The organism is Microbacterium rhizosphaerae, assembly GCF_034120055.1.
Classification (GTDB): Bacteria; Actinomycetota; Actinomycetes; order Actinomycetales; family Microbacteriaceae; genus Microbacterium; species Microbacterium rhizosphaerae.
In genome coordinates, this window is the sequence record NZ_CP139368.1 from 3,377,231 (window position 1) to 3,402,422 (window position 25,192).

General features: G+C 69.4%; 26 protein-coding genes. 13 read left to right on the forward strand and 13 right to left on the reverse strand.

Annotated features, from left to right (window positions below; all coding sequences use genetic code 11):
- Positions 1-52: 52 nt before the first annotated feature.
- The 5 genes from SM116_RS15425 to SM116_RS15445 form a co-directional block, all read right to left on the reverse strand.
- Positions 53-868, reverse strand: coding sequence for a thioredoxin-like domain-containing protein (locus SM116_RS15425; protein ID WP_320941851.1), 816 nt, complete (start codon positions 866-868; stop codon positions 53-55).
- A 78-nt stretch (positions 869-946) separates the two neighbouring features.
- A complete protein-coding gene (locus SM116_RS15430; protein WP_320941852.1) occupies positions 947-1,963 on the reverse strand; it encodes a synaptic vesicle VAT-1 family membrane protein in 1,017 nt (338 codons plus the stop codon).
- 130 nt (positions 1,964-2,093) lie between these two features.
- The gene (locus SM116_RS15435; protein ID WP_320941853.1) at positions 2,094-2,255 is read right to left on the reverse strand and encodes a hypothetical protein; all 162 of its coding nucleotides are present in this window, start codon (positions 2,253-2,255) and stop codon (positions 2,094-2,096) included.
- Positions 2,256-2,283: 28 nt separating this feature from the next.
- Positions 2,284-2,559, reverse strand: coding sequence for a metal-sensitive transcriptional regulator (locus SM116_RS15440; protein WP_320941854.1), 276 nt, complete (start codon positions 2,557-2,559; stop codon positions 2,284-2,286).
- Between the two features lie 41 nt (positions 2,560-2,600).
- Positions 2,601-4,337, reverse strand: coding sequence for an FAD-dependent oxidoreductase (locus tag SM116_RS15445; RefSeq protein WP_425563203.1), 1,737 nt, complete (start codon positions 4,335-4,337; stop codon positions 2,601-2,603).
- A 222-nt stretch (positions 4,338-4,559) separates the two neighbouring features.
- On the opposite strand from SM116_RS15445, the gene SM116_RS15450 reads away from it, so the two are divergent.
- Positions 4,560-5,660 carry a fatty acid desaturase family protein gene (locus tag SM116_RS15450; protein ID WP_430691820.1) on the forward strand — a complete coding sequence of 367 codons (1,101 nt, stop codon included), beginning with the start codon at positions 4,560-4,562 and terminating at the stop codon, positions 5,658-5,660.
- Between the two features lie 43 nt (positions 5,661-5,703).
- On the opposite strand, the gene SM116_RS15455 is transcribed toward SM116_RS15450, so the two are convergent.
- Together SM116_RS15455 and SM116_RS15460 are read right to left on the reverse strand one after the other, a co-directional pair.
- A complete protein-coding gene (locus SM116_RS15455; RefSeq protein WP_320941856.1) occupies positions 5,704-6,417 on the reverse strand; it encodes a GAF and ANTAR domain-containing protein in 714 nt (237 codons plus the stop codon).
- Between the two features lie 24 nt (positions 6,418-6,441).
- Positions 6,442-7,146 carry a GAF and ANTAR domain-containing protein gene (locus tag SM116_RS15460; RefSeq protein WP_320941857.1) on the reverse strand — a complete coding sequence of 235 codons (705 nt, stop codon included), beginning with the start codon at positions 7,144-7,146 and terminating at the stop codon, positions 6,442-6,444.
- 200 nt (positions 7,147-7,346) lie between these two features.
- Here SM116_RS15460 and SM116_RS15465 point away from each other — a divergent pair, with 200 nt between their 5' ends.
- From SM116_RS15465 to SM116_RS15480, 4 genes are all read left to right on the forward strand, one after another.
- Positions 7,347-8,990, forward strand: a complete 1,644-nt coding sequence (locus SM116_RS15465) for an MFS transporter (protein ID WP_320941858.1) — start codon at positions 7,347-7,349, stop codon at positions 8,988-8,990.
- Positions 8,991-9,159: 169 nt separating this feature from the next.
- Entirely contained in the window at positions 9,160-9,825 is a 666-nt protein-coding gene (locus SM116_RS15470) for a GTP cyclohydrolase II (protein WP_320941859.1), read from the forward strand.
- 131 nt (positions 9,826-9,956) lie between these two features.
- Positions 9,957-10,193, forward strand: a complete 237-nt coding sequence (locus SM116_RS15475) for a hypothetical protein (protein WP_320941860.1) — start codon at positions 9,957-9,959, stop codon at positions 10,191-10,193.
- Between the two features lie 141 nt (positions 10,194-10,334).
- Positions 10,335-11,129, forward strand: coding sequence for an IclR family transcriptional regulator (locus SM116_RS15480; RefSeq protein WP_320941861.1), 795 nt, complete (start codon positions 10,335-10,337; stop codon positions 11,127-11,129).
- Here the strand turns inward: SM116_RS15480 and SM116_RS15485 are convergent.
- The gene (locus tag SM116_RS15485) at positions 11,126-11,893 is read right to left on the reverse strand and encodes an IclR family transcriptional regulator (protein ID WP_320941862.1); all 768 of its coding nucleotides are present in this window, start codon (positions 11,891-11,893) and stop codon (positions 11,126-11,128) included. The two genes, SM116_RS15480 and SM116_RS15485, sit on opposite strands and share 4 nt — an antisense overlap.
- A gap of 75 nt (positions 11,894-11,968) precedes the next feature.
- Entirely contained in the window at positions 11,969-13,522 is a 1,554-nt protein-coding gene (locus SM116_RS15490) for an amino acid permease (RefSeq protein WP_320941863.1), read from the reverse strand.
- A gap of 280 nt (positions 13,523-13,802) precedes the next feature.
- Between SM116_RS15490 and SM116_RS15495 the strand changes: the two genes are divergently transcribed.
- Positions 13,803-14,858 carry a homoserine dehydrogenase gene (locus SM116_RS15495; protein ID WP_320941864.1) on the forward strand — a complete coding sequence of 352 codons (1,056 nt, stop codon included), beginning with the start codon at positions 13,803-13,805 and terminating at the stop codon, positions 14,856-14,858.
- Positions 14,855-16,270 carry an aldehyde dehydrogenase family protein gene (locus SM116_RS15500; protein ID WP_320941865.1) on the forward strand — a complete coding sequence of 472 codons (1,416 nt, stop codon included), beginning with the start codon at positions 14,855-14,857 and terminating at the stop codon, positions 16,268-16,270. The genes SM116_RS15495 and SM116_RS15500 overlap by 4 nt, the downstream gene beginning before the upstream one ends.
- 6 nt (positions 16,271-16,276) lie before the next feature.
- On the opposite strand, the gene SM116_RS15505 is transcribed toward SM116_RS15500, so the two are convergent.
- Positions 16,277-16,720 (reverse strand): Lrp/AsnC family transcriptional regulator, encoded by a 444-nt coding sequence (locus SM116_RS15505; RefSeq protein ID WP_320941866.1) that lies wholly within the window; start codon positions 16,718-16,720, stop codon positions 16,277-16,279.
- 116 nt (positions 16,721-16,836) lie between these two features.
- Here SM116_RS15505 and SM116_RS15510 point away from each other — a divergent pair, with 116 nt between their 5' ends.
- Positions 16,837-18,036 (forward strand): trans-sulfuration enzyme family protein, encoded by a 1,200-nt coding sequence (locus SM116_RS15510; RefSeq protein ID WP_320941867.1) that lies wholly within the window; start codon positions 16,837-16,839, stop codon positions 18,034-18,036.
- A 58-nt stretch (positions 18,037-18,094) separates the two neighbouring features.
- Here SM116_RS15510 and SM116_RS15515 read toward each other — a convergent pair whose 3' ends face one another.
- Entirely contained in the window at positions 18,095-19,096 is a 1,002-nt protein-coding gene (locus SM116_RS15515) for a LacI family DNA-binding transcriptional regulator (protein ID WP_320941868.1), read from the reverse strand.
- A 69-nt stretch (positions 19,097-19,165) separates the two neighbouring features.
- On the opposite strand from SM116_RS15515, the gene SM116_RS15520 reads away from it, so the two are divergent.
- The 3 genes from SM116_RS15520 to SM116_RS15530 are packed head-to-tail and all read left to right on the forward strand — an operon-like array spanning position 19,166 to position 22,109.
- Positions 19,166-20,350, forward strand: a complete 1,185-nt coding sequence (locus tag SM116_RS15520; protein ID WP_320941869.1) for a Gfo/Idh/MocA family protein — start codon at positions 19,166-19,168, stop codon at positions 20,348-20,350.
- Entirely contained in the window at positions 20,347-21,051 is a 705-nt protein-coding gene (locus SM116_RS15525) for a ThuA domain-containing protein (RefSeq protein ID WP_320941870.1), read from the forward strand. Before SM116_RS15520 ends, SM116_RS15525 begins: the two co-directional genes overlap by 4 nt.
- Complete coding sequence (locus tag SM116_RS15530) at positions 21,030-22,109, forward strand: Gfo/Idh/MocA family protein (RefSeq protein WP_320941871.1); 1,080 nt, start codon at positions 21,030-21,032, stop codon at positions 22,107-22,109. The genes SM116_RS15525 and SM116_RS15530 overlap by 22 nt, the downstream gene beginning before the upstream one ends.
- A gap of 75 nt (positions 22,110-22,184) precedes the next feature.
- Here the strand turns inward: SM116_RS15530 and SM116_RS15535 are convergent, their stop codons facing one another.
- Entirely contained in the window at positions 22,185-22,412 is a 228-nt protein-coding gene (locus SM116_RS15535) for a hypothetical protein (RefSeq protein WP_320941872.1), read from the reverse strand.
- A gap of 561 nt (positions 22,413-22,973) precedes the next feature.
- Between SM116_RS15535 and SM116_RS15540 the strand changes: the two genes are divergently transcribed.
- Positions 22,974-23,177, forward strand: coding sequence for a cold-shock protein (locus tag SM116_RS15540; protein ID WP_320941873.1), 204 nt, complete (start codon positions 22,974-22,976; stop codon positions 23,175-23,177).
- 57 nt (positions 23,178-23,234) lie between these two features.
- Here SM116_RS15540 and SM116_RS15545 read toward each other — a convergent pair whose 3' ends face one another.
- The gene (locus tag SM116_RS15545; RefSeq protein ID WP_320941874.1) at positions 23,235-23,942 is read right to left on the reverse strand and encodes a phosphatase PAP2 family protein; all 708 of its coding nucleotides are present in this window, start codon (positions 23,940-23,942) and stop codon (positions 23,235-23,237) included.
- A gap of 182 nt (positions 23,943-24,124) precedes the next feature.
- On the opposite strand from SM116_RS15545, the gene SM116_RS15550 reads away from it, so the two are divergent.
- Positions 24,125-25,063 carry an ETEC_3214 domain-containing protein gene (locus tag SM116_RS15550; RefSeq protein ID WP_320941875.1) on the forward strand — a complete coding sequence of 313 codons (939 nt, stop codon included), beginning with the start codon at positions 24,125-24,127 and terminating at the stop codon, positions 25,061-25,063.
- The last annotated feature ends 129 nt before the right edge of the window (positions 25,064-25,192 follow it).

Below are 25,192 nucleotides of genomic sequence, written 5' to 3' on the forward strand. Positions count from 1 at the left end.
TCATGATTCGCCGGAGCCGGCTTCCGCCCTCGGTCCCACCGCTTCCGGAACGTCAGTTCGCAGAGGCCTCGTCGGCGCTCCCGCTCGGATTGGGTACCGTGCCGCCGTAACGCGCTGCGACGCCTCCCGTCTGCACGGGGACCCCGTCGACGGGGGCGCCGTACTCCGGCGAGTACGTGCGGCTGAATCGGAAGACATCGACGAATCGCTGCAGTCGCGCGTCAGCGGGATCCGAGAGCTGCAGCTGGTGGCCCCACGAGGAGATGACGATGGGGCTCGGCAGGTTGTCATCCGCCCACGGGGCGAGGGTGAGGTATCGGTTGGACTGGCCGGGCAGCCCCGGAATCTGCTCCCGGATCACGGTTTGCTTGCCGACGAAGTCGACGAGCTGCCGAACCTGGGCTGCCGGCAGCGAGGCGCGGTACGCGATCCAGACTCCGCCGTGCTCCAGCGTGTGCACCGCGCGCTCGCTCGGCACCGGCTTGTCGTACACGCCGGCGTTCATCCACACGGGATCGTGCGGGCCGCCGGCGGGCGGCGCGCTCACGTAGGTCACCTTGCCGGTGACGTGGGTGTGCTCCTCGGCGCCGCCGAGCGCGGTGCCGTTCGCGTCGACCGCCGTCGACCACGCGATCACGCCGGGGATGCCGGAATCGTCGGCGACCGTGGTGACGGGCCGCTGGGTCGTCGCGGGTGCGCCCGCCGCGGGCCCCGCGGGGATGATCTCGCCGCCCGCCGAGGCGCCCGACGCCGCTGACGGGCTCAGGCGGCTGGAGCCCGATTCGGGAGGGCTGCCGGCCGCACACGCACAGAGAAGGATGCTCGACGCAGCAAGGAGCACGGTCAGACGACGGACACGAGGGCGCATGCCACCATCTCAGCACGTGCAGTCACGGAATCGCCTGGAGCCCGCACGAGGATCGCGCTCGTACAGCGTATGACCAGGTCAGCTCGTGAGGACGACCTTCCCGATGTTCCTGCGCTCCTCGATGTGCCTGTGCGCCGTCGCGACCTCCGCGAGGGGAAAGCTGCGGTCGACGTGCGGGCGCACCCACCCCGCATCCACACCCGCGAGAAGTGTCCGCATCCACCCCGCCGTCATCTCGGCCTCGCCCCACATGTGACCGAGATTGACGCCGAAGACGGCCTTGTTCGCATTCATGAGCGCCACCGGATGGAACAACGGCATGCCCGCGGCGACCCGGCCGAGGCGCAGCGGTCCGGCGAGCTTCGACGACGTCGCGGTCGAGACCCCGAACATCCCGAGCCGGCCGCCCGAGCGCAGCGCGCGGTAGCTCTTCTTCCAGTGGGCGCCGCCGAGCGGATCGGTGACGAGCGCGACGCCCTTCCCGCCGGTGAGGCGGTCGACTTCTTTCGTCCAATCCGTCGTGCGGTAGTCGATGAGCTCATGGGCGCCCCGCTCGAGGAGGAACGGATGCTTCGCGCTGCTGGCGGTGCCGTAGATCGTCGCGCCGACATGCCGGGCGATGTCGATCGCGGCGAGACCGACGCCGCCGCCCGCGTTGTGGATGAGCACCGTCTCGTCGGCCTTGAGCGAGCCCATGACCACGAGCAGCTGCCACGCCGTCAGGTATGCCACGGGAAGGGACGCCCCCTCCTCGTGCGAGAGGCCGGACGGCTTCATGAAGACCTGGCCGACGGGAACCGAGACGACGTCTGCGTAGCCCCCGAATCGGGTGAGCCCGATGACCTCGGTGCCGACCAGCGCGGGATCGACTCCCCCGCCGACCGCGTCGACCGAGCCCGACACCTCGTAGCCGACCACGACGGGCGGTTTCGGAGCATCGGGGTACAGACCCTCCCTCGCCAGGATGTCGGCGAAGTTGATGCCGCTCGCCCTGACGCGAATACGCGCCTCTCCAGGGGCCGGTCGGGGGTCGGGGCCCTCGCGCAACTGGAGCTTCTCCGGGCCGCCATGACCGACGATCACCGCCTGCAACATGGGAATCCTCCCGTCGAGCGACTGTCGTGCGACCGCCGCGCACGCCGACGATGTCGAGGCCGAGCCTACGCCGGCCGGGTCACTCGCTGCTCCTCCTGGATGCTGCCGGCTCGCAGCAGGCGCTGCGGGATCATCGGCCGAAGAGCTTGGCGAAGAAGCCGTCGCTCTTCTCGCTCTCGTGGCCCGGGCAGCGCTGTGAGACGGGCACGCCGCGCATGACCTGGTCGACGTGCTGTCCGCATCCGGACCAGGTGGTCTTGCCGCAGGTGCGGCAGGTGACTGCAGAACACATGGGTGTCTCTTCTTTCTGTGGTGGGGGGTCAGGCGAGCATGAGGAAGAGCTTCTCGAGCTCTTCGGTGGTCAGTCCCTGCTGGTCGCGGGCCGCATCCGGGTCGGCGATGCAGTCCTTCATCGCCGACGACACGATCGCGAATCCGGCACGGTCCAGCGCGCTGGAGACGGCGGAGAGCTGGGTGACGATGTCGCGGCAGGATCGGCCGTCCTCGACGGCGGCGATGACACCGTCGAGCTGTCCGCGGGCGCGGCGCAGCCGGTTGAGGATGCGCTTGTGCGCATCGGGGTCGGTCGGGTTCATGGGGTGCGTCCCTTCGGGATCGGAGGTGGATTCACGGGCGTCTACGCCGCCTTGAGCGCCTGGTCGTCCGCGAGCACGTCGGGCTCGCGTTCACCGAGCCAGGCGCGCAGGGTCAGCATGCCGCCGGAGAGGGATGCCGAGTCGAAGCCGGCCTGGGTGAGCACCCGGTGGGCGATCGCCGAGCGCACCCCGGACTGGCAGGTCACCCGCACGGGCCGTCCGGCGGCGGCGGCATGGACCTCGTCGAGCCGGTCGCGCAGCTCGGTGTGCGGGATGTGCAGCGATCCGGGCAGGTACCCGGTGTCGTACTCCGCGCGGGTGCGCACGTCGAGGATCAGCGCACTGTCCGCCAGCTCGTCCAGCTGCTCCGGGTACCACAGGGAGAGCGTGCCGTTCAGAACGTTCTCCCCCACCATGCCGGTCAGGTTGACCGGGTCCTTGGCCTGCCCGTAGGGCGGGGAATAGGCGAGGTCCAGGTCGATCAGGTCGCCGACCCGCATTCCGGCGCGGATCGCGGTGGCCAGCACGTCAATGCGCTTGTCCACACCCTCCGTGCCCACCGCCTGCGCGCCCAGCAGCAGACCATCGGTGGCGCGGATCTGCACCACGAGATGGATCTGCGCCGCGCCGGGGAAGTACCCGGCGTGCTGGTTGGGGTGCAGGTGCAGCGTCCGGTACGCGACGCCGGCAGCATCCAACGCGGCCCGGTTCGCGCCGGTCAGAGCCGCCGTCAGCTTCCCGACGCGCACGATCGCCGTGCCCACCGGCTGCGGCACCGCACGCGCCCGGTCGGGGCGCAGGATGTCGTCCGCGATCAGCCGCCCGGCCCGGTTGGCCGGGCCGGCGAGGGCGACCGGCCGGCGGATACCGGTGACCGCATCCACCGACACCGTCGCATCTCCCGCTGCCCACACGTGCGGCGCGGAGGTGCGCCCGTGCCCGTCCACGACGATCGCGCCACGCTCGCACACGATACCGGCCGCTTCGAACGGTGCCGTGTCCGGGCGCACCCCTACCGACAGCACCACGATGTCGGCAGGCAGCCGCTGCCCGTCAGCGAGGACCACGGTGTCGGCATCCCGGCCGTGTTCCACGGCCGCCGCACCGATGCCGGTGCGCACCTCGATGCCCAGCTCCGCGAGCTCCTGCGTGACCAGCCAGGCGAGCTCGCTCTCCAGCGGGGGCAGCGGATGCGGGGCGAGCTCGACGATCGACACGTCCAGCCCCTGACGGGCAAGCGCTTCGGCCGCTTCCAGGCCGATGAACCCGGCACCCAGAACGACAGCGCGGCCCGCGCCGCCCAGGACCGCGTCGCGCAGAGCCACCGCATCCTCCACCGTGCGCAGCGTCCGCACCCGCGGCGAATCCAGCCCCGGCAACGGCGGGCGCACCGCCGACGCCCCCGGCGAGAGCACCAGCGCGTCATACGCCAAGTCATACGAGCCCTCCGCGGTGGCCACCGTCACGGTCTTCGCGGAGGTGTCCACCGCCGTGACCTCGCTGCCGGTGCGCACATCCAGGGCAAGCGCCGCACGCAGCGACTCCGGCGTCTGCACCAGCAGAGAACGCTCCTGCGCGATCTCACCACCCACGAAATACGGCAGACCGCAATTCGCGAACGACACATGCGCGCCCCGCTCCAACACCACGATCTCCGCGCCCTCATCCAACCGCCGAGCCCGCGCCGCAGCACTCATACCACCCGCGACACCACCCACGATCACAATCCTCAACGTCGCCTCTCCTTCACGAGATACCCCCTCGGGTATACCCAGCATACACCCCCGGGGGTATGCGAGATTCCGCTGCACCCGTCGAGGACTCTCGCGTTCGTGATCATGCACCGCCGGCCGCGGCGGCCCGAAGCCTGACATCCGTGGGCGGCGCGGGAACCGGCCGATGCGCCTGGCCGATCGCGGGCGTATCCTGATACCGGATGGCCCAGACCCTGTCATCGGCGCGACTATCCTGCGCGCGCCGCAGTGGACAGGGGTATCTCCATGACCGTCATTCCGTCGGGCCAGGGTCGATCGACAGTTCGATCGACGATGCCCAAGACGCCCAACAGTTACACCGAGCTGTCACAGCGGGTGACTGCGAGCGGCCTCATGCGGCGTCGCTACGGGTATTACTGGACCAAGCTCGTCGCGGCTCCCGTGGCCATGGCGGCCGCGCTCGTTATCTTCGTCGTCATCGGCAACACGTGGTGGCAGCTGTTCACGGCCGCCGGCCTCGCCATCCTGTTCACGCAGATCGCGATGCTCGGTCATGACGCCGCTCACCGGCAGATCTTCCGCTCCGGTCGATGGAACGACTGGACGACGCTCGTCATCGGCAACCTGCTCGTCGGCATGAGCTACGGCTGGTGGCAGCACAAGCACACACGGCACCATGCGAACCCGAACAAGGTGGGCGCCGACCCCGATATCGAGCTTCCGGTGATCTCCTTCACACCCGATCAGGCGGCTCGGCGACGCGAGTCCCGCTGGTTGGGCCTGGGATGGCTGATGGCGCACCAGGGCCTGTTCTTCTTCCCGATCCTGCTGTTGGAAGGCTTGTCGCTGCACGCGTCGAGCATCCACCGCGTCTTCTCGCGTGAGCCGCTGCGGCGCCGATGGGTCGAGATCCTCTTCATCTCGATTCGTCTCGTCTTGTTCCCACTGCTGGTGTTCCTCGTGCTGTCCCCCGGAATCGCATTCGCGTTCCTCGGCGTGCAGCTCGGACTGTTCGGGGTGTACATGGGAATGGCATTCGCGCCGAACCACAAGGGCATGCCGATCGTTCCCGCCGACGTCAAGGTCGACTTCCTGCGACGCCAGGTGCTGATGAGCCGCAACATCCGCGGCAACCGGATGCTGGACACGATGATGGGCGGCCTGAACTACCAGATCGAGCACCACCTCTTCCCTTCCATGCCGAGGCCCCACCTGCGCGCCGCATCCGACATGATCGAGCAGTACTGCCGAGACAAGGGCGTCGCGTACACGCAGACCGGGCTGTGGGAGTCATACGGGATCGTGGTGCGCTACATCAATCGCGTCGGGCTGGGCGAGCGGGATCCGTTCGAGTGTCCGCTCCTCGTCCAGCGGCAGACCGTGTAGGCGCGACGGAGTTCCGCCGCAGAGCCGGCCCGCTCCCGGCGAGTCACAGATCGACGCGGCCCGCGATGACATCAGCCGCGACGACACTGATGCGAGCCTGCGTGGAGCGGGCGCGCTTGCGGATTCGCGCGAACGCCTCATCCATGTCGATATTCAGCCGCTGAGCGAGGTATCCCTTCGCCTGTTCGATCACCACGCGGCTGTCCAGTGCGCGCTGGAGCTGAGCCTGGGCGAGCTCGGACTCCTCGACCAGCCGCTGCTGGAGGATGCTGATGGTCGCGATGTCGGCCAGAGCCTGCGCCGCGGCGGCGTCGGCTGCATTGAGCACCCCGGGTTCGTCGCGCAGGAGGTTGAGCGATCCCAGCGTCGATTCCCGCAGCCGCATCGGAATCGCGTGAATGGATGCGAACCCCGAGGCCCGGGCATCGGCCGCGAACGCAGGCCAGCGGTCGGCGATGTGGTCGATGTCGGCCACCGACACGACCTGGCCGGTCGTCGCTGCTTCCACACAGGGGCCGGCACCGGCCCTCAGCTGCATCAGCTCGACGAGCTCGCTTCGCTCGCTGGTGGAGACGATCACCTCGAGCTTGTTCGACCGGCTCAGGAGCAGGATCCCCGCCGCGGACGCGTCGAAGAGCGAGATGCACTCGTCGACGAGGCGCTGGAGCACGTCGACGACGTCGAAGTCGTCGACCAGCGAATCGGCCAGGGCGACGAAGGTTCCCAGCAGGTGATGCTCGCGCGTGAGCGCCGTCATGGCGTCATCCTAAGCCTTGGCCCGTCACAGGTTCAGATCGAGCCGCCGCGCGATGACGTCGACGGCCACGTCGCGCACCGGTCGGCCCGCCGCGTATGCGTGGCCGCGCAGGAGCAGGAGGGCATCGTCCACGCCGATCCCGTTCCTGGCCGCGACCATGCCGGTCGCCTGGTGCACCTCGCGGCGCGAGTAGGGCCCGTTCTCCGCGTCGCCGTCTGCCGCCTCGAGTCGGCTCAATGCGCGCCGGAGGAGAGTGCGGGAGACGATGCCGGCGAGCGTGCTCAGTCCTGCGATGTCGGCATCCGACAACTCGCGGGCGGCCATCGAGTAGAGGGCGATGGACCCGATGCCGACCGCGCCGACGAACAGCGGGAACGCGTAGAGCGACCCCACATCGAGTTCGCGCAAAGCCGCCCACGCGCCCGGCCACAGCACTCCCCCGTCGACCTGGATGTCGGATGCCGCCACGGGCCGCCTCGTGCGCAGCGCCTCCCACGATGGGCCCTCACCGAGGTCGATCTGGATCTCGTCGATCCGTGCGCCGAGACGCGTGCTGGCGCACACGGTCTCCGAACCCATCGGCGACCCGAGCGTCGAGATCACCGCGCCCGGCATCGAGACGACCGCCCGCAGCGGCGAGCACAGGTCGTCGCCTTCTCCGGCGATGAGTGCGGCGGCGGCGATCGAGAACGCGTCGCGTGGTGGGTCGTCGCCGACTGTGCTGGACATCCCTCCCCGCCGTTCGCATCGGAATGGTGCAGGCGCTGGGTCTAGGTGCCCTCATCGTGATCGTACACCGCGTCCGCGCATCTGAGCCGAGCACGAGAACTCCGCGCAACCGGGGCCTCGCGTCGTGCCGGTCGCTGTCTGGCGCTCGTCCGTAAATGCTAGATAAGCTAGCTATTAGCTGAACAAGCGAAAGGGCGACCATGTCGGATGCAGCATCACGGACCTCGTCATCCAGGTGGGCGGGGCTCGTCTTCATCAGCCTCGCGGTGTCGCTGATCATCGTCGACTCGACGATCGTCAACGTCGCCGTGCCGCAGATCGTCGACGAGCTCTCGCTCTCCTCCACCCAGGTGCAGTGGGTGCAGGAGGCGTACACCCTGGTGTTCGCCTCGCTGCTGCTCGCGTTCGGATCATTGGCGGATCGGGTCGGGCGACGGCGGATGCTCGTGATCGGCACGCTGATCTTCACGGTGTCGTCGCTGTTCGCAGCGCTCGCTCCGTCCGGCGAGCTGCTCATCGCCGCCCGGGTGATCCAGGGTGTCGGCGGTGCGATGATGCTTCCGACCACGCTCGCGCTCATCAACGCGACCTTCCACGGCCGCGAACGCGGTCTGGCATTCGCCGTCTGGGGCTCGACGATCGGAGGGATGGCCGCCGTCGGCCCGCTGCTCGGCGGATGGCTGACGACCGCGTACTCCTGGCGACTCGCGTTCGGGATCAACATCCCGCTCGGCATCCTGATCGCCATCGGGGTGCAGGTGACCGTCGCCGAGTCGAAGGACCCGAACGCGCGACGCGTCGATGCGATGTCGGCGGTCCTCTCCGTGATCACGTTCGCCTCGCTCGTGTTCGGTCTCATCGAAGGGCGGACGCTCGGATGGTGGCGCATCGACAAGCCGTTCACGATCGGACAGTGGACGTGGCCCTGGGACCTCTCGCCGGTTCCCGTCGCCTTCTTCCTCTCCGCGATCGCGGCGGGCGCGTTCATCATGCGCGGGCTGCGCCGGCAGAAGGCCGGAAAGTCGACGATGCTGGCGTTCGACCTGTTCCGGATCCCGAGCTTCCGCAACGGCAATCTCGTCGCGATGGTCGTCTCGCTCGGCGAGTTCGGCATCATCCTCGCGCTGCCGCTCTGGCTGCAGTTCGTGCTCGGGTTCGAGGCCGTGCAGACCGGGCTCATCCTGCTGGCCCTCGCCGGCGGATCGTTCGCCGCCAGTGCACTGACGGCGCCGCTGAGCGGCCGCATCCCCCCGCCGACAATGGTGCGCTGGGGCCTTGTCGCCGAGATCGTGGGGATCGTCGGCCTCGCCGTGATGGTCCATCCGGATGCGAACTGGGTGACGCTGCTGCCCGGACTGTTCGTCTACGGCCTCGGCGTGGGACTGGCCACCGCGCAGCTGACCGGCGTCGTGCTCACCGACGTGCCTGTGACGCAGAGCGGCCAGGGATCGGGAACGCAGTCCACCGCTCGCCAGGTGGGATCGGCGCTCGGCATCGCCATCCTCGGCACGATCCTGTTCACCGTGACCGGTGGGATCCTGGCCGCCGACCTCGCCGACAAGGGGGTGCCGTCCGACCAGGCGAAGCAGGTCGTATCGGCCGTCGTCGACAGCGCCGGCGCAGCGATCCCCGGGCTGCGCGGCTCGCCGACCACCGCGCCGCTGGCGGCCGCGGCGGAAGACGCGTTCTCGACCGGCACCCGGCTCGCCGCCTTCTCCGCCGCCGCCTTCCTCGCCCTCGGCCTGCTCGCGACAGGATCGTTGCGCACGCGACGTCCGCAGGTGTCTGCGCGCGACGACGAGGACGCTCAACCCACGCCCGAGGACGTCCCGGCGACAGAGTGACCCTCGAGCCCGTGACCTCTGATCCGGGCGCCGTCTTGCTGTCCGAGACAATTCCTAGCTAAGCTAGCTACATCGCAAACTAGCTAAACCAGCGGAAATATGTTGGACGGTTCGGTCCTTGAACTTCTCCACAACCGACCAGCGCCCGCATCGAACGCGAGGAGAGGCCATGCTGACACTGCACGAAGGGCGAGGGACGACCGCCGCCGCAAGCATCCGAACCGCTGTCACCGTCCCGATCCGCTTCCCCGACGGCTACGCCACGGTCGCGCGGGTCCTGACGTTCGAAGGCCTCGCCGACGGACGCGAGCATCTGCTGCTCGCGTTCGGCGATGCGTGGACCGAAGACGGGGCCGTGGATCCGGGGCCGTCCCCCCTGGTGCGGCTGCACAGCGAATGCCTCACCGGCGACGTATTCGGCTCGGAGCGCTGCGACTGCGGACCCCAGCTCCGCGAGGCAGTCGAAGCGCTCGAGCGGGAGGGCGGCCTGCTCCTGTACCTGCGCCAGGAAGGGCGGGGCATCGGCCTGTACTCGAAGCTGGATGCCTACGCGCTGCAGGATGCCGGACTCGACACCTACGAGGCCAACCTCGCCCTCGGCCACGACGCGGACGAGCGCGACTACACGTGCGCCGCGCAGATGCTGGCGGCGGTGGGCGTCGAGAGCGTGCGCCTGTTCACGAACAACCCGGACAAGTCCGGGCAGCTGCGCGATCTGGGTATCGGAGTGGATGCCGTCATCCCCACTGCCGTCCATCTCACTCCCGCGAACGCCCGTTACCTGCAGGCCAAGCGGGACCGCACCGGCCATCACCTCGACCTCCCCGCCGCCTGAGCGCCGCGGGCAGAGCCGGCCCCTCGGGGAAATGTCGACGACTTTCGGAATTTACTAGCTTAGCTAGCGATTTTTCGCTAGCTTATCTAGCGAAGCACGGTGTCGTGCATTCCGAGAGAAGGGTTCCAGCAATGCGTAAGAAGTTCATGATGGCGATCTGTGCCGGTGCGTTGGTCGCGGGCGCGGCGATGGCGACGCCGAGCGCCGCCCTGGCGGACGGCTACGGCGTCCAGATCAACGACGGATGCGGCGCCACCTACGGCCAGCTCGTCTCCGAGGCACGGCAGATCGGCCACATCAGCGGCGGCGTGCACGGCGCGGCGTACTGGATCAACAGCGGCCTCGCCGCCGCCCACGGCTGCAGCTGAGCCAGACAGCAGCACGCCGGGGGGAGACGCCCGCCGATCGAGCCCGAGGCTCTCGGCGGGCGTTCTCATTCCCGCAGCGCTCGCGACATGACCTGCACGCGAGTTCTGAAGCCGCCGGGCCCGAGCCAGTAGTCTCGAGGCATGCGGCGAAGCGAGCAAGCAGCGCCGAACGTCACGCTCACGAGCATGGGCCGCGGCTTCGAGGTGATCTCGTCGCTCGCCGAGCTCACCTCTCGGCGAGGCACCGGCGCGACCGTGCAGGAGGTCGCACGAGCCCTCGGGCGCGAGCGGTCCCAAGTGTCGCGAACGCTGTCCGCGCTCGCCGCGAGCGGCCACGCGGTGAGGGATGCAGAGGGCCGGTATCGACTCGCGTGGGGCTGGTACGCGACCGCTCGAGAGGTGGTCGACGGACGACTGCACACCGTCGGACTGTCGATCATCGACCGCCTCGCCGACACGACCGGCGAGGCGTGCTTCCTCGGCGTGCTCGCCGGTGACAGCACGGTGACGATCGCCGAGAGTCTTCCGCGGGGCTCGCGCATGATCGGCTCATGGCTCGGACGCGCCTACCCCGCCTTCTGCAGCGATGCCGGCCAGGCCGTGCTCTGGGATGCCTCCGACGATGAGATCCGTGCCGTCTTCGCACACACGGACTTCCGCAGCCGGGGCCCCAACGCGCCGCGGTCGGTGGACGACTTCCTCGGGCGGCTGCGAGAGAGCCGTGAGCGAGGGTTCGCCATCGTCGATGAGGAGGCGGAGCCCGACCTGTACTCCGTATCCGCGCCCGTCTGGGATTTCCGCGCAGAGGTGGTCGCCGGTGTGCAGATCGTCGGCGAGCGTGCGTCTCTCGAGCCGCGGACAGTCGAACTCGCCGCAGCATGCCGGGCGGCCTCGGCGGAGTTGTCCGCCGCGCTGGGTCACGGCGGACGCGACTAGCTGAGGCCGTCGACCTGCGTCCGCGCGGCGAGGGCGCTCAGGCGCGCCCCGGCCGCGCGCAGCGCCTTCTGCGCCGCCTCAGCCCGGCGACCGCGCAGCCGGGAGCCGGCGATGCCGATGGATGCGACGATCCCCCGGCCGTCGCGCACCGGCAGGGCGTACTCGAGCACGCCTTCGACGTACTCCTCCTCGGCATAGACGAGGCCGTTCCCCCGGTCTCGCTCGAGCAGGGCATGCAGATCGCTCACCGAGCGCGCGGCATGGGGCCCGCCGACACCGACGAACTGGACGTCGCACAGGAGCGCCTCGAGGTCGGACCTCGACTGGTCCCACAGAAGCGCGCGGCCGGCGCCCGTGCACCAGATCGGGGTGACCGATCCCGGACGCAGGTACGGGGCGCCCGAGCTGGGAGCCTCGCAGCGCAGGGTGAGGGCGCGGCTGCCGTCGGAGGAGACGACCTGCGCCGACAGGTCCAGCTGCGCGGCCAGCTGCCGCAGCTCCTGCCGAGCCGCGCGCAGCCAGGGCTGGTTCATCGCACCCGCGGTCCGGAAGTACGCATCCCCGACGCGCAGGACGGCCGCTTCGTCGCGTTCGAGGTAGCCGAGCTCGCGGAGCTCCTGGGTGAGCCGCGAGACCCGGCTGCGCTCGATGCGGGTGGCCTCCGAGAGGCGTGACGCGTTATACGCCAGCCTGCTCGATCGCTCCCGCTGCACCACCGCATCGACGAGGGTCAGTCCCTGCAGGAAGGAGGACGGCTGGGTCATCGGTCGGACCTCTTCCGTGCGGGAGTGGATCGATGCGGGGTGCGGCCCCGCGGGGAGCGGTCCGTCGCCGGACGTTCAGGCGCCGCCCTCACGCTGTACAGAGGTTAGCGTGTCGTCCCCGGGCCGCGGCTCCTCCGCTGCGGGATCGTCGACGAGGTCGACCGGAGCCTCCTCGGAGACCGTCACGGTCGCCTTCGCGCCGCGACGACCGTAGCGCCACCAGAAGAACAGGTAGCAGAGCCCGACGAACGGAAGGCCGAAGTAGAGGGCCGCCACCTGTGTGGGATCGAAGGCGATGGCGATCACCGAGGCGAGCAGCAGGAGGAAGGTGACGATCGGCAGGACCGGGTACAGGGGCGTCCGGTACGGGAGCGAACTCAGGTCGCCGCCGTTGCGGATGAACCTCCTGCGGTGGAAGAACTGCGATGCGACGATCGACATCCACACGGCGACCACGGCGAACCCGGCGATCGAGACGAGGACCAGGTAGACGGTCTCGGGCGCGATCACACTGGAGACGAGCGAGACGAGGCCGAGGGCGAGGCTCACGCACAGCGCCACGAGAGGGATGCCGCGGCGCGTCAGCCGCGTCAGGGCACGCGGCGCATGGCCTTCCTCGGCGAGGGAGAACAGCATCCGGGCGCACGAGAACAGGCCGCTGTTGCCCGCGGAGAGCAGCGCGGTGATGATGACGAAGTTCATGATGTCCGCCGCGTACGGAATGCCCACGTACTCGAACACGTCGACGAAGGGGCTGCTCGTCACGCTCGCCTTGTCGTAGGGAAGGATCGCGGCGATGACGGTGATGGAGCCGACGAACAGGATCAGCAGTCGCCAGACCGTCGATCGCACCGCCCGCGGGATGTTCTTGCCGGGGTCCTTCGTCTCGCCCGCTGCGACGCCGATCAGCTCCGAGCCGCTGAACGCGTAGAACACGGCGAGAGCCGTCACGAGGACACCGCCGATGCCGTTCGGGAACAGACCGTGCGGGGTCATGAAGTTGCTGAAGAGCACGGCGGGCGGATGCTCCGACGACAGCGGGGTGAAGCCGAACACGGCTGCGCCGCCCAGGGCGATCAGCGAGACGATCGCAACGACCTTGATCAGCGAGAACCAGAACTCCAGCTCGCCGAAGACGCGGGCTGAGATCGCGTTGATGGTGAACAGCCCCGCGGCGAACAGGAGGCACCAGACCCACACGTCGACGTGCGGGAACCACCGCTGCATGAGGATGCCGGCGGCCGTGAACTCGGATCCGAGCGCGACGACCCAGCACAGCCAGTAGAGCCACGCGGTGGTGAATCCCGTCGCGGGCCCGATGGACCTCGCCGCGTAGATGTGGAACGCGCCGGAGACGGGGTAGGCGATGGCCAGTTCGCCGAGGCAGGCCATCACCAGGTACACGACGAGTGCGCCGACGAGATAGGCGATGATCGCGCCGAGCGGACCAGCCTGGCTGATCGTGTAGCCGGAGCTGAGGAACAGGCCCGACCCGATCACACCGCCGAGCGCGATCATGATCAGGTGGCGAGCATCCATGGACCGCTGCAGCCTGCGCAGCGGGACCTGGGTGGCGGTGGTGTGGGGAAGCGCGTTGGGAAGCACTTTCTCGGGGGATGTGGGGCTCATGGCCTCTCGCAATCGGGTCAGCGGTGATCGGATGGCTCCGTGCTACATCATCACACCAATGTGTTGATTTTGCACGTCAGCTGCCGGGGACGATACCCGGCCCCCTCACCGCGCACAAGGGTCAGGAGCCAGGATGTCGGCTCGTCGAGGCATGACGAGCAGAGTGTCGGCGCCCTGGTCGAACTGTCAGTGCACGTGTGCGATCTGCCAGGCGCGCACCGACACCCGCGTTGCGCACACTGGTCGGGTCCCTCCCCCACGACTGAGAAGGAGCCCCGCCGTGAACCGTCACGACATCGCACTGATCGGCTTCGGTGGCGTCAATCGAGCGCTGGCCGAGATCATCCACCATCGCGGAGACGAACTCGCCGAAGAACTCGGGTTCGTCCTCCGGGTGGTCGCCATCACCGACCTGCGCCTCGGCTCTCTCATGCAGGCCGACGGAGTCGACCTCGGGGCGGTGTTCGCCATGACCGGAGCGGACACGTTCGCCGGCTGGCGCGGCGGCGCCGCCGTGCCGCAGAACGACTACGTGATCCGCAACACCACGGCCGACATCGTCGTCGAAGCCACCTTCACGAATCCGCTCGACGGCGAGCCCGGGATCTCCCACGTGCGCGCCGCGCTCGAGAGCGGCAAGAGCGTCGCCACGACCAACAAGGGTCCGGTCGCCCTGGCCGGTGCAGAACTCGATCGCCTGGCCGCCGCCCATGGCGTCCGCTTCGAGTACGAGGGCTCGGTCGTCAGCGGAACGCCCATCCTGCGATTCGTCAGCGAGACCCTGAAGGGTCTGCGCGTGAATGCGGTGCAGGGCATTCTGAACGGCACCAGCAACTACGTCCTCGGGCAGATGGAATCCGGCATGACGCTGGATGCCGCGGTGGCCGAGGCCCAGGCGCTCGGGTACGCCGAGGCCGACCCGACGGCGGACATCGAGGGGTCCGACGTGCGGCTGAAGGTCGTCATCCTCGCCAACGAGGTTCTCGGCGGAAGCATCACGGCGGAGGATGTGTCGTGCCGGGGCATCTCCGGGGTGAGCTCCGCCGACATCATCGCCGCCGCCGCGAACGGCAGCCGCTGGAAGCTGGTCGGCTCGGCATCCCGCGATGCAGACGGGCGCATCACGGCGAGCGTCCAGCCCGTGGCGCTGCCGTCGACTCATCCTCTCGCTGCCGTGAGCGGCCCGACGAACGCCGTGTCGTTCGACACCGACCTGCTCGGCACGGTGACCGTCGCCGGACCGGGGGCCGGACGCGTCGAGACCGCCTACGCCCTCCTGTCGGACATCATCGCCATCGACGCCCGGCAGCGCGCCACGGCGGAGGCGAACCAGTGAGCGCCCCCGCGGTCGTCGGATCGCACGCCGTCGACGGTCCGCCACCGCTGATCGTGACCGATCCCTACCACGGGACGACCATCGGCTCCGTCCCCCAGAACGGACCCGGCGATGTCGACGCCGTGATGGAGCGAGCACGAATGGGTCTGCGGATCTCCCGGTCGCTGTCCCGCTTCTCGCGGCACCAGATCCTCGACCGCGCGGCGGCGCTCCTCGCCGAGCGGGCGGAAGAGGCTGCGGGACTCATCGTGCGCGAGGCGGGCAAGACCATCCGGCAGGCGCGCAAGGAGGTGCGGCGAGCACGGATGACGCTGTCCCTGTCGGCCGATGCGGCGCGCTCCGACGCAGGTGAAGTCATCCCGTTCGACGCATTCGAGGGCTCGGAGAACCGCCGCGGCTGGTACACCAGGGAACCGCTGGGCATCATCCTCGCGATCACCCCCTACAACGATGCGCTCAACCTCGTCGCGCACAAGCTCGGGCCCGCGATCGCCGGCGGCAACGCCGTCGTCCTGAAGCCGTCCCAGCTGACGCCGCTCACCGCGCGATTCCTCGTGGATCTGCTGATCGACGCGGGCCTGCCGGATGAGATCGTCACCGTCGTCCACGGCGATCGCCGTCTTGCGCAGACGCTGGTCGCCGCGCGCGAGGTGCGGATGGTGTCGTTCACCGGCGGCTTCGCGACCGGTGAGGCGATCGCTCGCAACGCGGGCCTGAAGAAGCTCGCGATGGAGCTCGGAGGCAACGCGCCGGTGATCGTCTTCGCCGACGCGGACATCGATGCGGCCGTGGAGTCGTGCGTGTCGGGGGCCTTCTGGGCGGCCGGGCAGAACTGCGTCGGCGCCCAGCGCGTGCTCGTGCAGCGCGAGGCCTACGCGGCCTTCCGCGAGCGCTTCGTGGCGCAGACGGTCGCCCTCCGCGCCGGCGATCCCGCCGATGAGGCGACCGATGTCGGACCCATGATCACGGTGGCCGCGGCGCAGCGCGCAGAACGGGTCGTCGCGGATGCGGTGTCCGCCGGCGCACGGGTGCTGGTCGGTCATCGACGCGAGGGCTCGGTCTACTGGCCGACAGTCGTCGAGGAGGTGCCGTTGTCGTGCGAGCTGTGGACGGACGAGGTGTTCGCGCCGGTCGTGGTGCTGTCCGTGTTCGACACCGAGGAACAGGCGATCCTGCAGTCGAACGAGATCGAATTCGCTCTCCATGCCGCGACCTTCACCGCTGACATCACCCGTGCGCTGCGCGTGTCGGGACAGCTCGAGGCCGGAGGCGTCATGATCAACGACTCGTCGGACTACCGTGTCGACAGCATGCCGTTCGGCGGGGCCAAGTACGGAAGCATGGGCAGGGAGGGCGTGCGGTTCGCGTACGAGGAGATGACGCAGCCGAAGGTCATCTGCATCAACGCGTGACCCGCCTCACGTCCGATCGATCGCCCGGGTGAGCGAGATCGCGGTCACGGTGTTCGCCACCCCGGGAATCGCGGCGATCTGCTCCCAGACCTGACCGATCCGGTCCATCGAGTCCGCTTGGAGCGTGACGAACAGGTCGTACTCCCCCGAGAGCACGTCGCATCGCATGATCTCGGGGATGCGGCGCAGCTCGGCCACGACCCGGTCGTCCCGCATCCGGTCCGCGCGGTAGATCATCACGATCGCGGTGACGCGCGGACCGGCCGCGCCGCCGCGCACGACGGTGTATCCGTCGATGACACCGTCGCGCTCCATCCGCTCGATGCGCTGCCGGACGGCGTTGCGCGAGAGATGCACCTGCGTGGCGATCGTGACGAGCGGGATCCTCGCATCCCCCGTGAGCGCCTCGAGGATCTGCAGATCGAGCGCATCCAGACGAGACCCGGCCATGATCACTCCTATGCGCTATGCGCAATTGTCAATGCTTATTTCACACGCTAGCGTAGCTTCAGTGCGCGGCCCGCGCTCTGTCGATGCGCAGACGCGCGCTTGTCGAGGAGGATCCCATGTGTCAACGCCCCGATCGGAGCCGTGCAGAGACGCTGTCGGAGCTGAGCCTCGCCGTCCACGGCGGCAACCGGCTCGATTCGACCCGTGCGCTGAGGGTCCCTCTGGTGATGGCGAACTCCTATGCACTGCCCGACGACCCCAGCGACATCAGCTGGTCAGCAACGGCGCCCGGGCTCTACACGCGCAACACCGGGGTGAACCAGCACGCGCTCCAAGAGAAGCTCGCAGCGCTCGAGGGCGGGGAGGATGCCGTGGCCCTGGCGTCGGGTGTCGCGGCACTGCACGCGGTCTTCTTCACGCACGTCCGCAGCGGTGATCACGTCGTCGTCAGCGACGTGACCTACGAAGCCACCTGGCGGCTGTGGACCGAGCTGCTCCCCCAGCGATACGGCATCGAAGCCACCTTCGTCGATGTGACGGATCTCGACGCCGTGCGCGCCGCCATGCGCTCGAACACCCGCCTGGTGTGCATCGAGGCGATCGCCAACCCGACGACGAAGGTCGCCGACGTGGCGGCGGTCGCGCAGATCATCCACGAGGCCGGCGCGCTCCTCATGGTGGACTCCACGTTCACGCCGCCGCCGTTCTATCGGCCGCTGCAGGACGGTGCCGACCTCGTGGTCCACTCCCTGACGAAGTACATCAACGGTCACGGCGACGCGATGGGCGGGGCGGTCATCGGCTCGCGCGAGCTGATCGAGCCGATCAAGGCCGACGCGATGGTGGATGTCGGCGGGGTGATCTCACCCTTCAACGCCTGGCAGATCCACCGTGGCTCCGTGACGCTTCCGCTCCGCCTGCGCCAGCACTTCGCCTCGGCTCAGGCGGTGGCCGAGTTCCTCGCCGCCGACCCCCGTGTCTCGTACGTCTTCTACCCCGGTCTGCCGTCGCATCCGGAGCACGACGTCGCGACACGGCAGTTCGGCGCGCGGGGCGGCGGCGGGATGATGGCCTTCGCCGTCGCGGGCGACCCGGCCACGCAGAACCGGTTCGTGGCGAATCTCCGCCTGATCACATCCGGCTTCTCGCTCGGACACGACGATTCGCTCATCGTCCACACCGGCACCGAGGGCGGCCGGGTGGCGAGCTACCCCGAGCCCTTCCGCAGGATGGGCCACCTCCGACTCTCCGTCGGACTCGAGGAGGCCTCGGACCTCATCGCCGACCTCGATGCGGCCCTCGACGCGACGTTCTGACGCCCGCGGCTGTGGGCTCCCGCGCCCGGAGTTCACTCGATCGCGATGCGGGACCCCGTCAGGTCGAATCGCGACGCAGGAGGTCGGTGGGAAGCTCGATCCGCCGTTGCGCGATCTGCTCGCCACGCCGCAGACGGTCGACCGCGTCGATCGCCCGGGCCGCCATCTCTCGGATCGGCTGGTGGATGCTCGTCACGGCCAGCGGCGCACTGGGCGGCCGCGGGTCGCCGTCGAAACCGACGACGCCGACATCCTCGGGCACCCGGACGCCCGCACGCAGCAGCGCGGACACGACCGCGTTCGCCATCGTGTCGTTGAGTGCGAAGAGGCCGACGGGCCCGCCCTCCGCGAGCCCGACGAGCCGGTCGACCGCCGCCCGTGAGATGCGTCCATCCCACCCGACCTCGACCGTCGCGAGATCGTCGACGCCGGCCGCCGCCAGCGCCTCCCGGAAGCCCCGCGTCCTGGCACGGCCGTATCGGTATTGGAGCGGGCTGAGGGCGAGGGCGAAGCGCTCGTAGCCCCGCTCGACGAGATGCCGTCCAGCCTCGAAGCCCCCGCGCTCGTTCGTCGCGGACACCGTCACGAGGTCGCGGTGCGGCTCCCCGTGCGGATCGAGCAGCACCGTGGGGATCGCGAACTCGGCCAGGTAGTCGATCTGGCCCGCCGTCGGCGTGACCACCGCCGTGATCACGCCGGACGAGTGCCGTGCCGCCGCTCGGACGTGCCAGTCGTCCGATGCGGACTCACGCTCCTGTGTGAGCACGAGGTCGTACCCGAGCGCGAACGCCTGCTCGTGGGCTCCGACGACCGCACGGCTCACCCAGGCGCCAGTGAGGCGGCCGAACACGAGCTCGATGATCCGCGCGTCCGGCGGCCGAGGACGGCCCCGAGGGGTCGAACTCCGGTCGTATCCGAGCGTCGCCGCGGCCTCGAGCACCCGACGGCGCGTCTCGGGAGACAGCTCGCCGCGACCGGTGAGCGCGCGAGACGCGCTGGCTGCAGAGACGCCCGCGAGCGATGCCACGTCCTCCAGCGACGTCCTCGGCGTTTCGACCACGATCCATTTTTGCGCACGAATGGCCCCAACGGTGGCGCCGCGTGCCAGCATCGACCGAGGAGGTCGAGGATGACAGAGAAACTGCGGGTCGCGCTCATCGGCACGGCGTTCATGGGCCGGGCCCACTCACACGCGTGGCGATCGGCGCATCGGTTCTTCCCGCTTCCGCTGGAGCCGGAGCTCGCCGTCCTGGTGGGGTCCGACACCGGGCGGACGCGGGAGCGCGCCGACGTGCTCGGCTGGGCGGAGTCGACCACCGATTGGCGCGCTGCGGTCGCCCGCGACGACATCGACGTCGTCGACATCTGCGTGCCGGGCTACCTGCACGAAGAGATCGCGCTCGCGGCCCTGGCCGCCGGCAAGCATGTGCTCTGCGAGAAGCCCCTGGCGAACGACGTGCCGTCCGCGGAGCGCATGACGGATGCGGCGCGGGATGCGGCGGCCCGCGGCATCCGGTCGATGTGCGGTTTCAGCTACCGGCGCACCCCCGCCCTCGCCCTCGCGAAGCAGCTGATCGACCGCGGCGACCTCGGGGCGATCCGCCATGTGCGTGCGCAGTACCTGCAGGATTGGCTCGCCGACGCCACCGTGCCGATGAGCTGGCGGCTCGACGCCTCCCTCGCCGGATCCGGCGCTCTCGGCGACATCGGGGCACACAGCATCGACACCGCTCAGTGGCTCACCGGCGAGCGGATCACCGCCGTCTCGGCCACCCTGCGGACGTTCGTCGACCGGCGCCCGCAGGCTGCTGTCGGCGGTGAGCTCGGCGGGGTCGCGGATGCCGACGCGCCGATGGCCCCCGTCACGGTGGACGACGCGGCCGCCTTCACGGCAGGTTTCTCCGCAGGCGCGCTCGGGGTCTTCGAGGCCACGAGGTTCGCGACGGGCCGGCGGAATGCCAACCGGATCGAGATCAACGGCGAGCTCGGATCGATCGCCTTCGACTTCGAGCGGCTCAACGAGCTCGAGTACTTCGACGCGCGCGAGCCGCGCGAGACGCAGGGCTTCCATCGCGTCCAGGTGACGGATGCCGTGCACCACTACACGGAGCATTGGTGGCCGGTCGGGCACGGCCTGGGCTACGACCACCTCTTCACCAACCAGGTCGCCGACTTCGTGACCGCCATCGCAGACGGCACACAGCCCACGCCGAGCTTCGACGAGGCGCTCGACGTGCAGCGGGTTCTCGCCGCCGTCTCGGAGAGCGCGGCGAACTCCTCGACATCCACACCCGTGAACAGAGGCACACAATGACAGACACCAGGCACGCGCTCGTCGTCCGCGGCGGCTGGGAGGGACACCAGCCCGTCGCCGCCACCGAGCGCTTCCTCCCCTTCCTCGCCGCGAACGGATTCGACGTGCGCATCGAGGAGTCGACCGCGGTGTACGCGGACGCCGCGGCGATGGCCGAGACGGACCTCATCGTGCAGAGCGTGACGATGTCCACGATCGAGCCGGCCGAGCTGGCGGGACTGCGCGGCGCCATCGAGGCCGGGACCGGGTTCACCGGATGGCACGGCGGGATCGCCGACTCGTTCCGCGCATCTTCCGACTACCTGCAGCTCGTCGGCGGTCAGTTCGCGACGCATCCCGCGGTCGGACCGGGTGAGACCCGGCTGGAGGGCGAGGAGAACTTCCGCGACTACACGGTGAACATCACCGACCTGGGGCGCACGCACCCCATCACCGCAGGACTCGACGACTTCGACCTGCACACCGAGCAGTACTGGGTGCTGGTCGACGAGCTCAACGATGTTCTGGCCACCACGACCCACCCCGCGGAGGCGTGGCAGCCCTGGCATCGCCCGCACACCTCGCCTGTCGTGTGGACGCGCGCGTGGGGCCGCGGCCGCATCGTGGTGACCACGCCGGGGCACAGCCTCGACGTCCTCGACAACCCGTCCGTCCGCACCATCATCGAAAGGGGAATGCTGTGGGCCGCCCGCACCGCATAGGCATCGTCGGACTCGGGGTCATCTCCCGCGCCTACCTGGAGACCCTCACCCCGTCGCCCGAGGTCGAGATCACCGCCGTGGCGGACCTCGACGCCGCGCGCGCCGCGGAGGCGGCGGCAGCGCTGCCCGCCGCCCGCGCGCTCAGCGTGGACGAACTCGTCGGCTCCGACGACGTCGACGTCGTGCTCAACCTCACCACCCCCGGCGCGCACGCGGAGGTGTGCCTCGCGGCCATCGCCCACGGCAAGGACGTCTACACGGAGAAGCCGCTCGCAGCGACGCTGGAGGACGCGCAGCGCATCATCACGGCAGCCCGAGGAGCCGGCGTGCGCGTCGGGTGCGCCCCCGACACCGTGCTCGGGACCGGCATCCAGACCGCGCGCGCCGTCATCGACGCCGGAGAGATCGGGATGCCGGTCGCCGCCATGGCGATCATGGCCACACCGGGACATGAGCGGTGGCACCCCAACCCGGACTTCTACTACCTGCCCGGCGGCGGGCCCCTGCTCGACATGGGCCCGTACTACGTCAGCGCCCTCGTCCAGCTGCTCGGACCCGTCGTCTCCGTGATCGGCGCGAGCAGCAGGCTGCGGTCGGAGCGGGTCATCGCCACCGGGCACCGCGCAGGGACGCCGATTCCCGTCGAGGTCGACACTCACGTGACGGGGATCCTGACCCACGCGTCGGGCGCCCTGTCGACGCTCACCACGAGCTTCGACGCCGTGGCGACCACCGCCCCGCCGATCGAGATCCACGGCACCGACGCCTCGCTGACCGCACCGGACCCCAACACCTTCGCCGGCGATGTGACACTCCGTCGCCTCGGTGCGGACGACTGGCAGCTGATCGAGCCACGCGGCGGCTATCGCGACTCGGCCCGCGGCATCGGGCTGCTCGACATGATCCGCACGCCCGAGCGAGCCGACGGTCGCGCCTCCGGTGCCATGGGGCTGCATGTGCTCGACGTCATGACGGGCCTGCTGAGATCGGCCGCATCCGGCACGCGGATCGACACGAGCTCGACGGTCGACCGGCCCGCCCCTGTGCCGTACAGCTGACCGGGGTGAACCTCGGCTGAGCCACAAGCCCGCCGGTCCGCCGAGCTGACGCCGGCGCACCGGGATGCAGCCGACCTATGCGGCGATCTCGCCGTTGGCCACGCTCTCGATCCAGTCGACGGCGTCGTCGGGCAATCCGAGGCGACCGACATCGTCGCGCGACCACCAGGACGAGTCGGGGCTGCCCCCGTTCGCCGCGAGGACGTCGGCGAGGATCGACGGGGGAAGCGCCTCCCCGTTATGGGCGATCAGCCAGTCCCTGCTGTCGGGTCGAAGGTGCGGCCATACGGCCTGAAGCTCCATAGCCGCATACTCGCACGGGGGTCCGACATGCGGCCCGAAATCCGCATCATCTTCGGCTCACGGGATGTCTGGCTCCGCATCGGGTAGACTGGGTGGATTGGTTGAGTCATCGCCGTGTTCTGTATCCGGCGATCTCCCGGTCATATTGGCGCCGCACCGAGCGCCGCCCACCATAATCCATCCCTTTCTGACGACCTGCCGACGAAGGCATGGTCCTTGACCTGAACGAATCGATTTCTCATCTCCTCACCCACGATCACCCCGCCGTCCCACGGCGACCTGAGCTGGCTGCGACCGGCCGACGACGTGCACGTCGCAACGCGCGACGGCGAGTACGCAGGGCACGTCATCGTCGATGACGCCGACTTCGCCGTCTTCGGTCCGACCGGGCAGGCACTCGGCAGCTCGACGACGCTGACCACCGCTCGACGGATGCTTCAGGCGTTCGCTGCTCGGGGCGCGAGCATCCCTGCATCGCACCCTCCCCACACTCCGCGCCGGCGCCGCCGACGCGGAATCGCGGATCACTCGCGTGGTCCCAGACAACGAAGGAATGACGTCATGGCCACCGGCACCGTCAAATGGTTCAACTCCGACAAGGGCTATGGCTTCATCGCCCCCGACGACGGAGGCGCGGACCTGTTCGCCCACTTCAGCGCGATCGCCGGATCCGGCCACCGCAACCTGGAGGAGAACCAGAAGGTCGAGTACGACGCCGAGACGGGCCAGAAGGGCCCGCAGGCGGCGAACATCCGCCCCCTCTGAACCACCTGATTCTGTGCGCGACCGGCCGTCGGCCGGTCGCGCACAGTTGCGTCCGGCTCACACCCGCAGGAACGGCACCCTCGGCATGAGCAGGTCGGCCACGACCACGCGGACCCCCGGGGTCACCGTCACGCCCCAGAGCATCGATGCCACGGCATCCGTCGGATAGTGCACCCCGTCGATCGCCACAGCGAGCGCGATGCCGAGGACGGCGAGCGTGCCGGCGACGATCCAGACGGGCATCCATCGGCTTCCGCGCAGGACGAACCCCAGCGCGATCACGAACGTCGTCACGAACACCACGTGGCCGCTCGGGTATGACGCGTCGAGCTGCGCGGGCGTGAACGGATACGTCAGCAGGTGACCGTCCGGGCGCACCCGGTGCACGAAGATCTTCACCACATCCGACGACAGCCACGTCACCGCAACGACTCCCGCGAAGGCGGCCGCAACCGGGAGCCGTCGGGTGACCGCCCAGATGACGCCCGTCACGATGACGGTGAGGACGATCGCGGGCATCGGCCCGATCGCCGTGTACGCGAAGCCCGCCGCCACGCCGATCGCGCCGGTGTGCAGCTGGTTGAGCGCGTGCGAGAGCGCCTGGTCGAGGTGATGCGCACGCAGCACCAGCCCCGTCGCAGTCACCAGCGCGGCGCCGAGCACCGCGATGACCACGACGAACACCGGATGCCTCGAGGGACGCAGGATGCCGTTGACGGTCGTGGGTGCCGGCGCGTGGGTCAGAAGGTCGACGTCGGTAGTCACCGAACGAGCCTTGCAGGTCGAGTCTGTGACTCAGGTGAGCTACGCCGAGCGCGCGGGTGGCCGGTGAAGATCCGCACGGGCTCCTCGTTTTGCCCCGCCGGCGCGCGTATCGTCGGTCACGATCGAGATCGCGGCCCCCGCAGCGTGGGCGGACCGCACGGAAGCGCGGTTTGGGGGCAGCCGTGAGCGAATCCGACGAGTCGACACCGCCGCCGTCCAACCCGGCGCCGAGACAGCACTGGTGGCAGACCACCTGGCAGTGGATCAGCGCGCCGTTGAAGGCGATCACGTGGCTCGCCGCCCTGCTCGCGGCCATCACGGCGCTCTACGCCTACGGTCCTGCGGCGTATCGCTTCATCGCCTGGCGGCAGGTCGAGTACGACATCATCGAGAACATCCACGCCGGATTCAACATCGCGTACGTGGATGCGCAGCTCGGCAAGCCCGCGCTCGTGAAGGCCGTCTCGGCCCAGCGCCGGCTGACCCAGTACATCTACGTCCGTCGCGACTACGTGGTCATGGCGGATGCGGATTCCGCGGGTGAGGTCGAGCTGTACTCGGTGCTCAGTTGCGACGCATCCTTCGCTCCGACCTTCTCCGCACCGAACGGAACGCTAGTGAGCCTGCAGTCGCAGCCGCTCGCCCGCGCCGCCGCGTGGCGCTACCCGAAGGAGCAGCAGGGCGATCCGAACAAGCGGCTGCTCGCGTACTTCCCGCGCTCGACGGCCGACTCGCTCGGTCAGGAGCTCGAATACGATGCGGATGCCGGCACCTCAGCGACGTCGGGCACGTGGACGTTGGTGGGCTACAACGACGAGTGCGGGAGGGGCGCGGACTCGCTGGCCGCGGATCGCTCGATCTGGCAGACGACGGCGCCGGGCAACCCCCGCGTCAAGGCCTTCCGAGCGCACAACGCAGCGAACATCTACGCCGAGACGGCGCCGAACTCCGGACTCGCTCTGGATACCGCACAGGGGTCCCTCGTCGCCAACGGCGGCATCGGCGGCGACGATCGGAGCGCCGGCATCCCGCCGGATGCCGAGCTGACGGCCTTCGTCTCCCCGGTATCGAACGAGCTGCTCTTCCCGATCCCGACGGGCACGACCCGGACCTTTCCGTAGGCGCGCCCCGGAGAACGCTGACCGTCGCGTCTCCACTTGCTGAGAGGCCGCTGCCGCAGCCGCGGAACGACGGCGATCTCCTTCACGGCGACTGAGGGCGGACAGCCGTTGCACAGCCGCACGCTGATA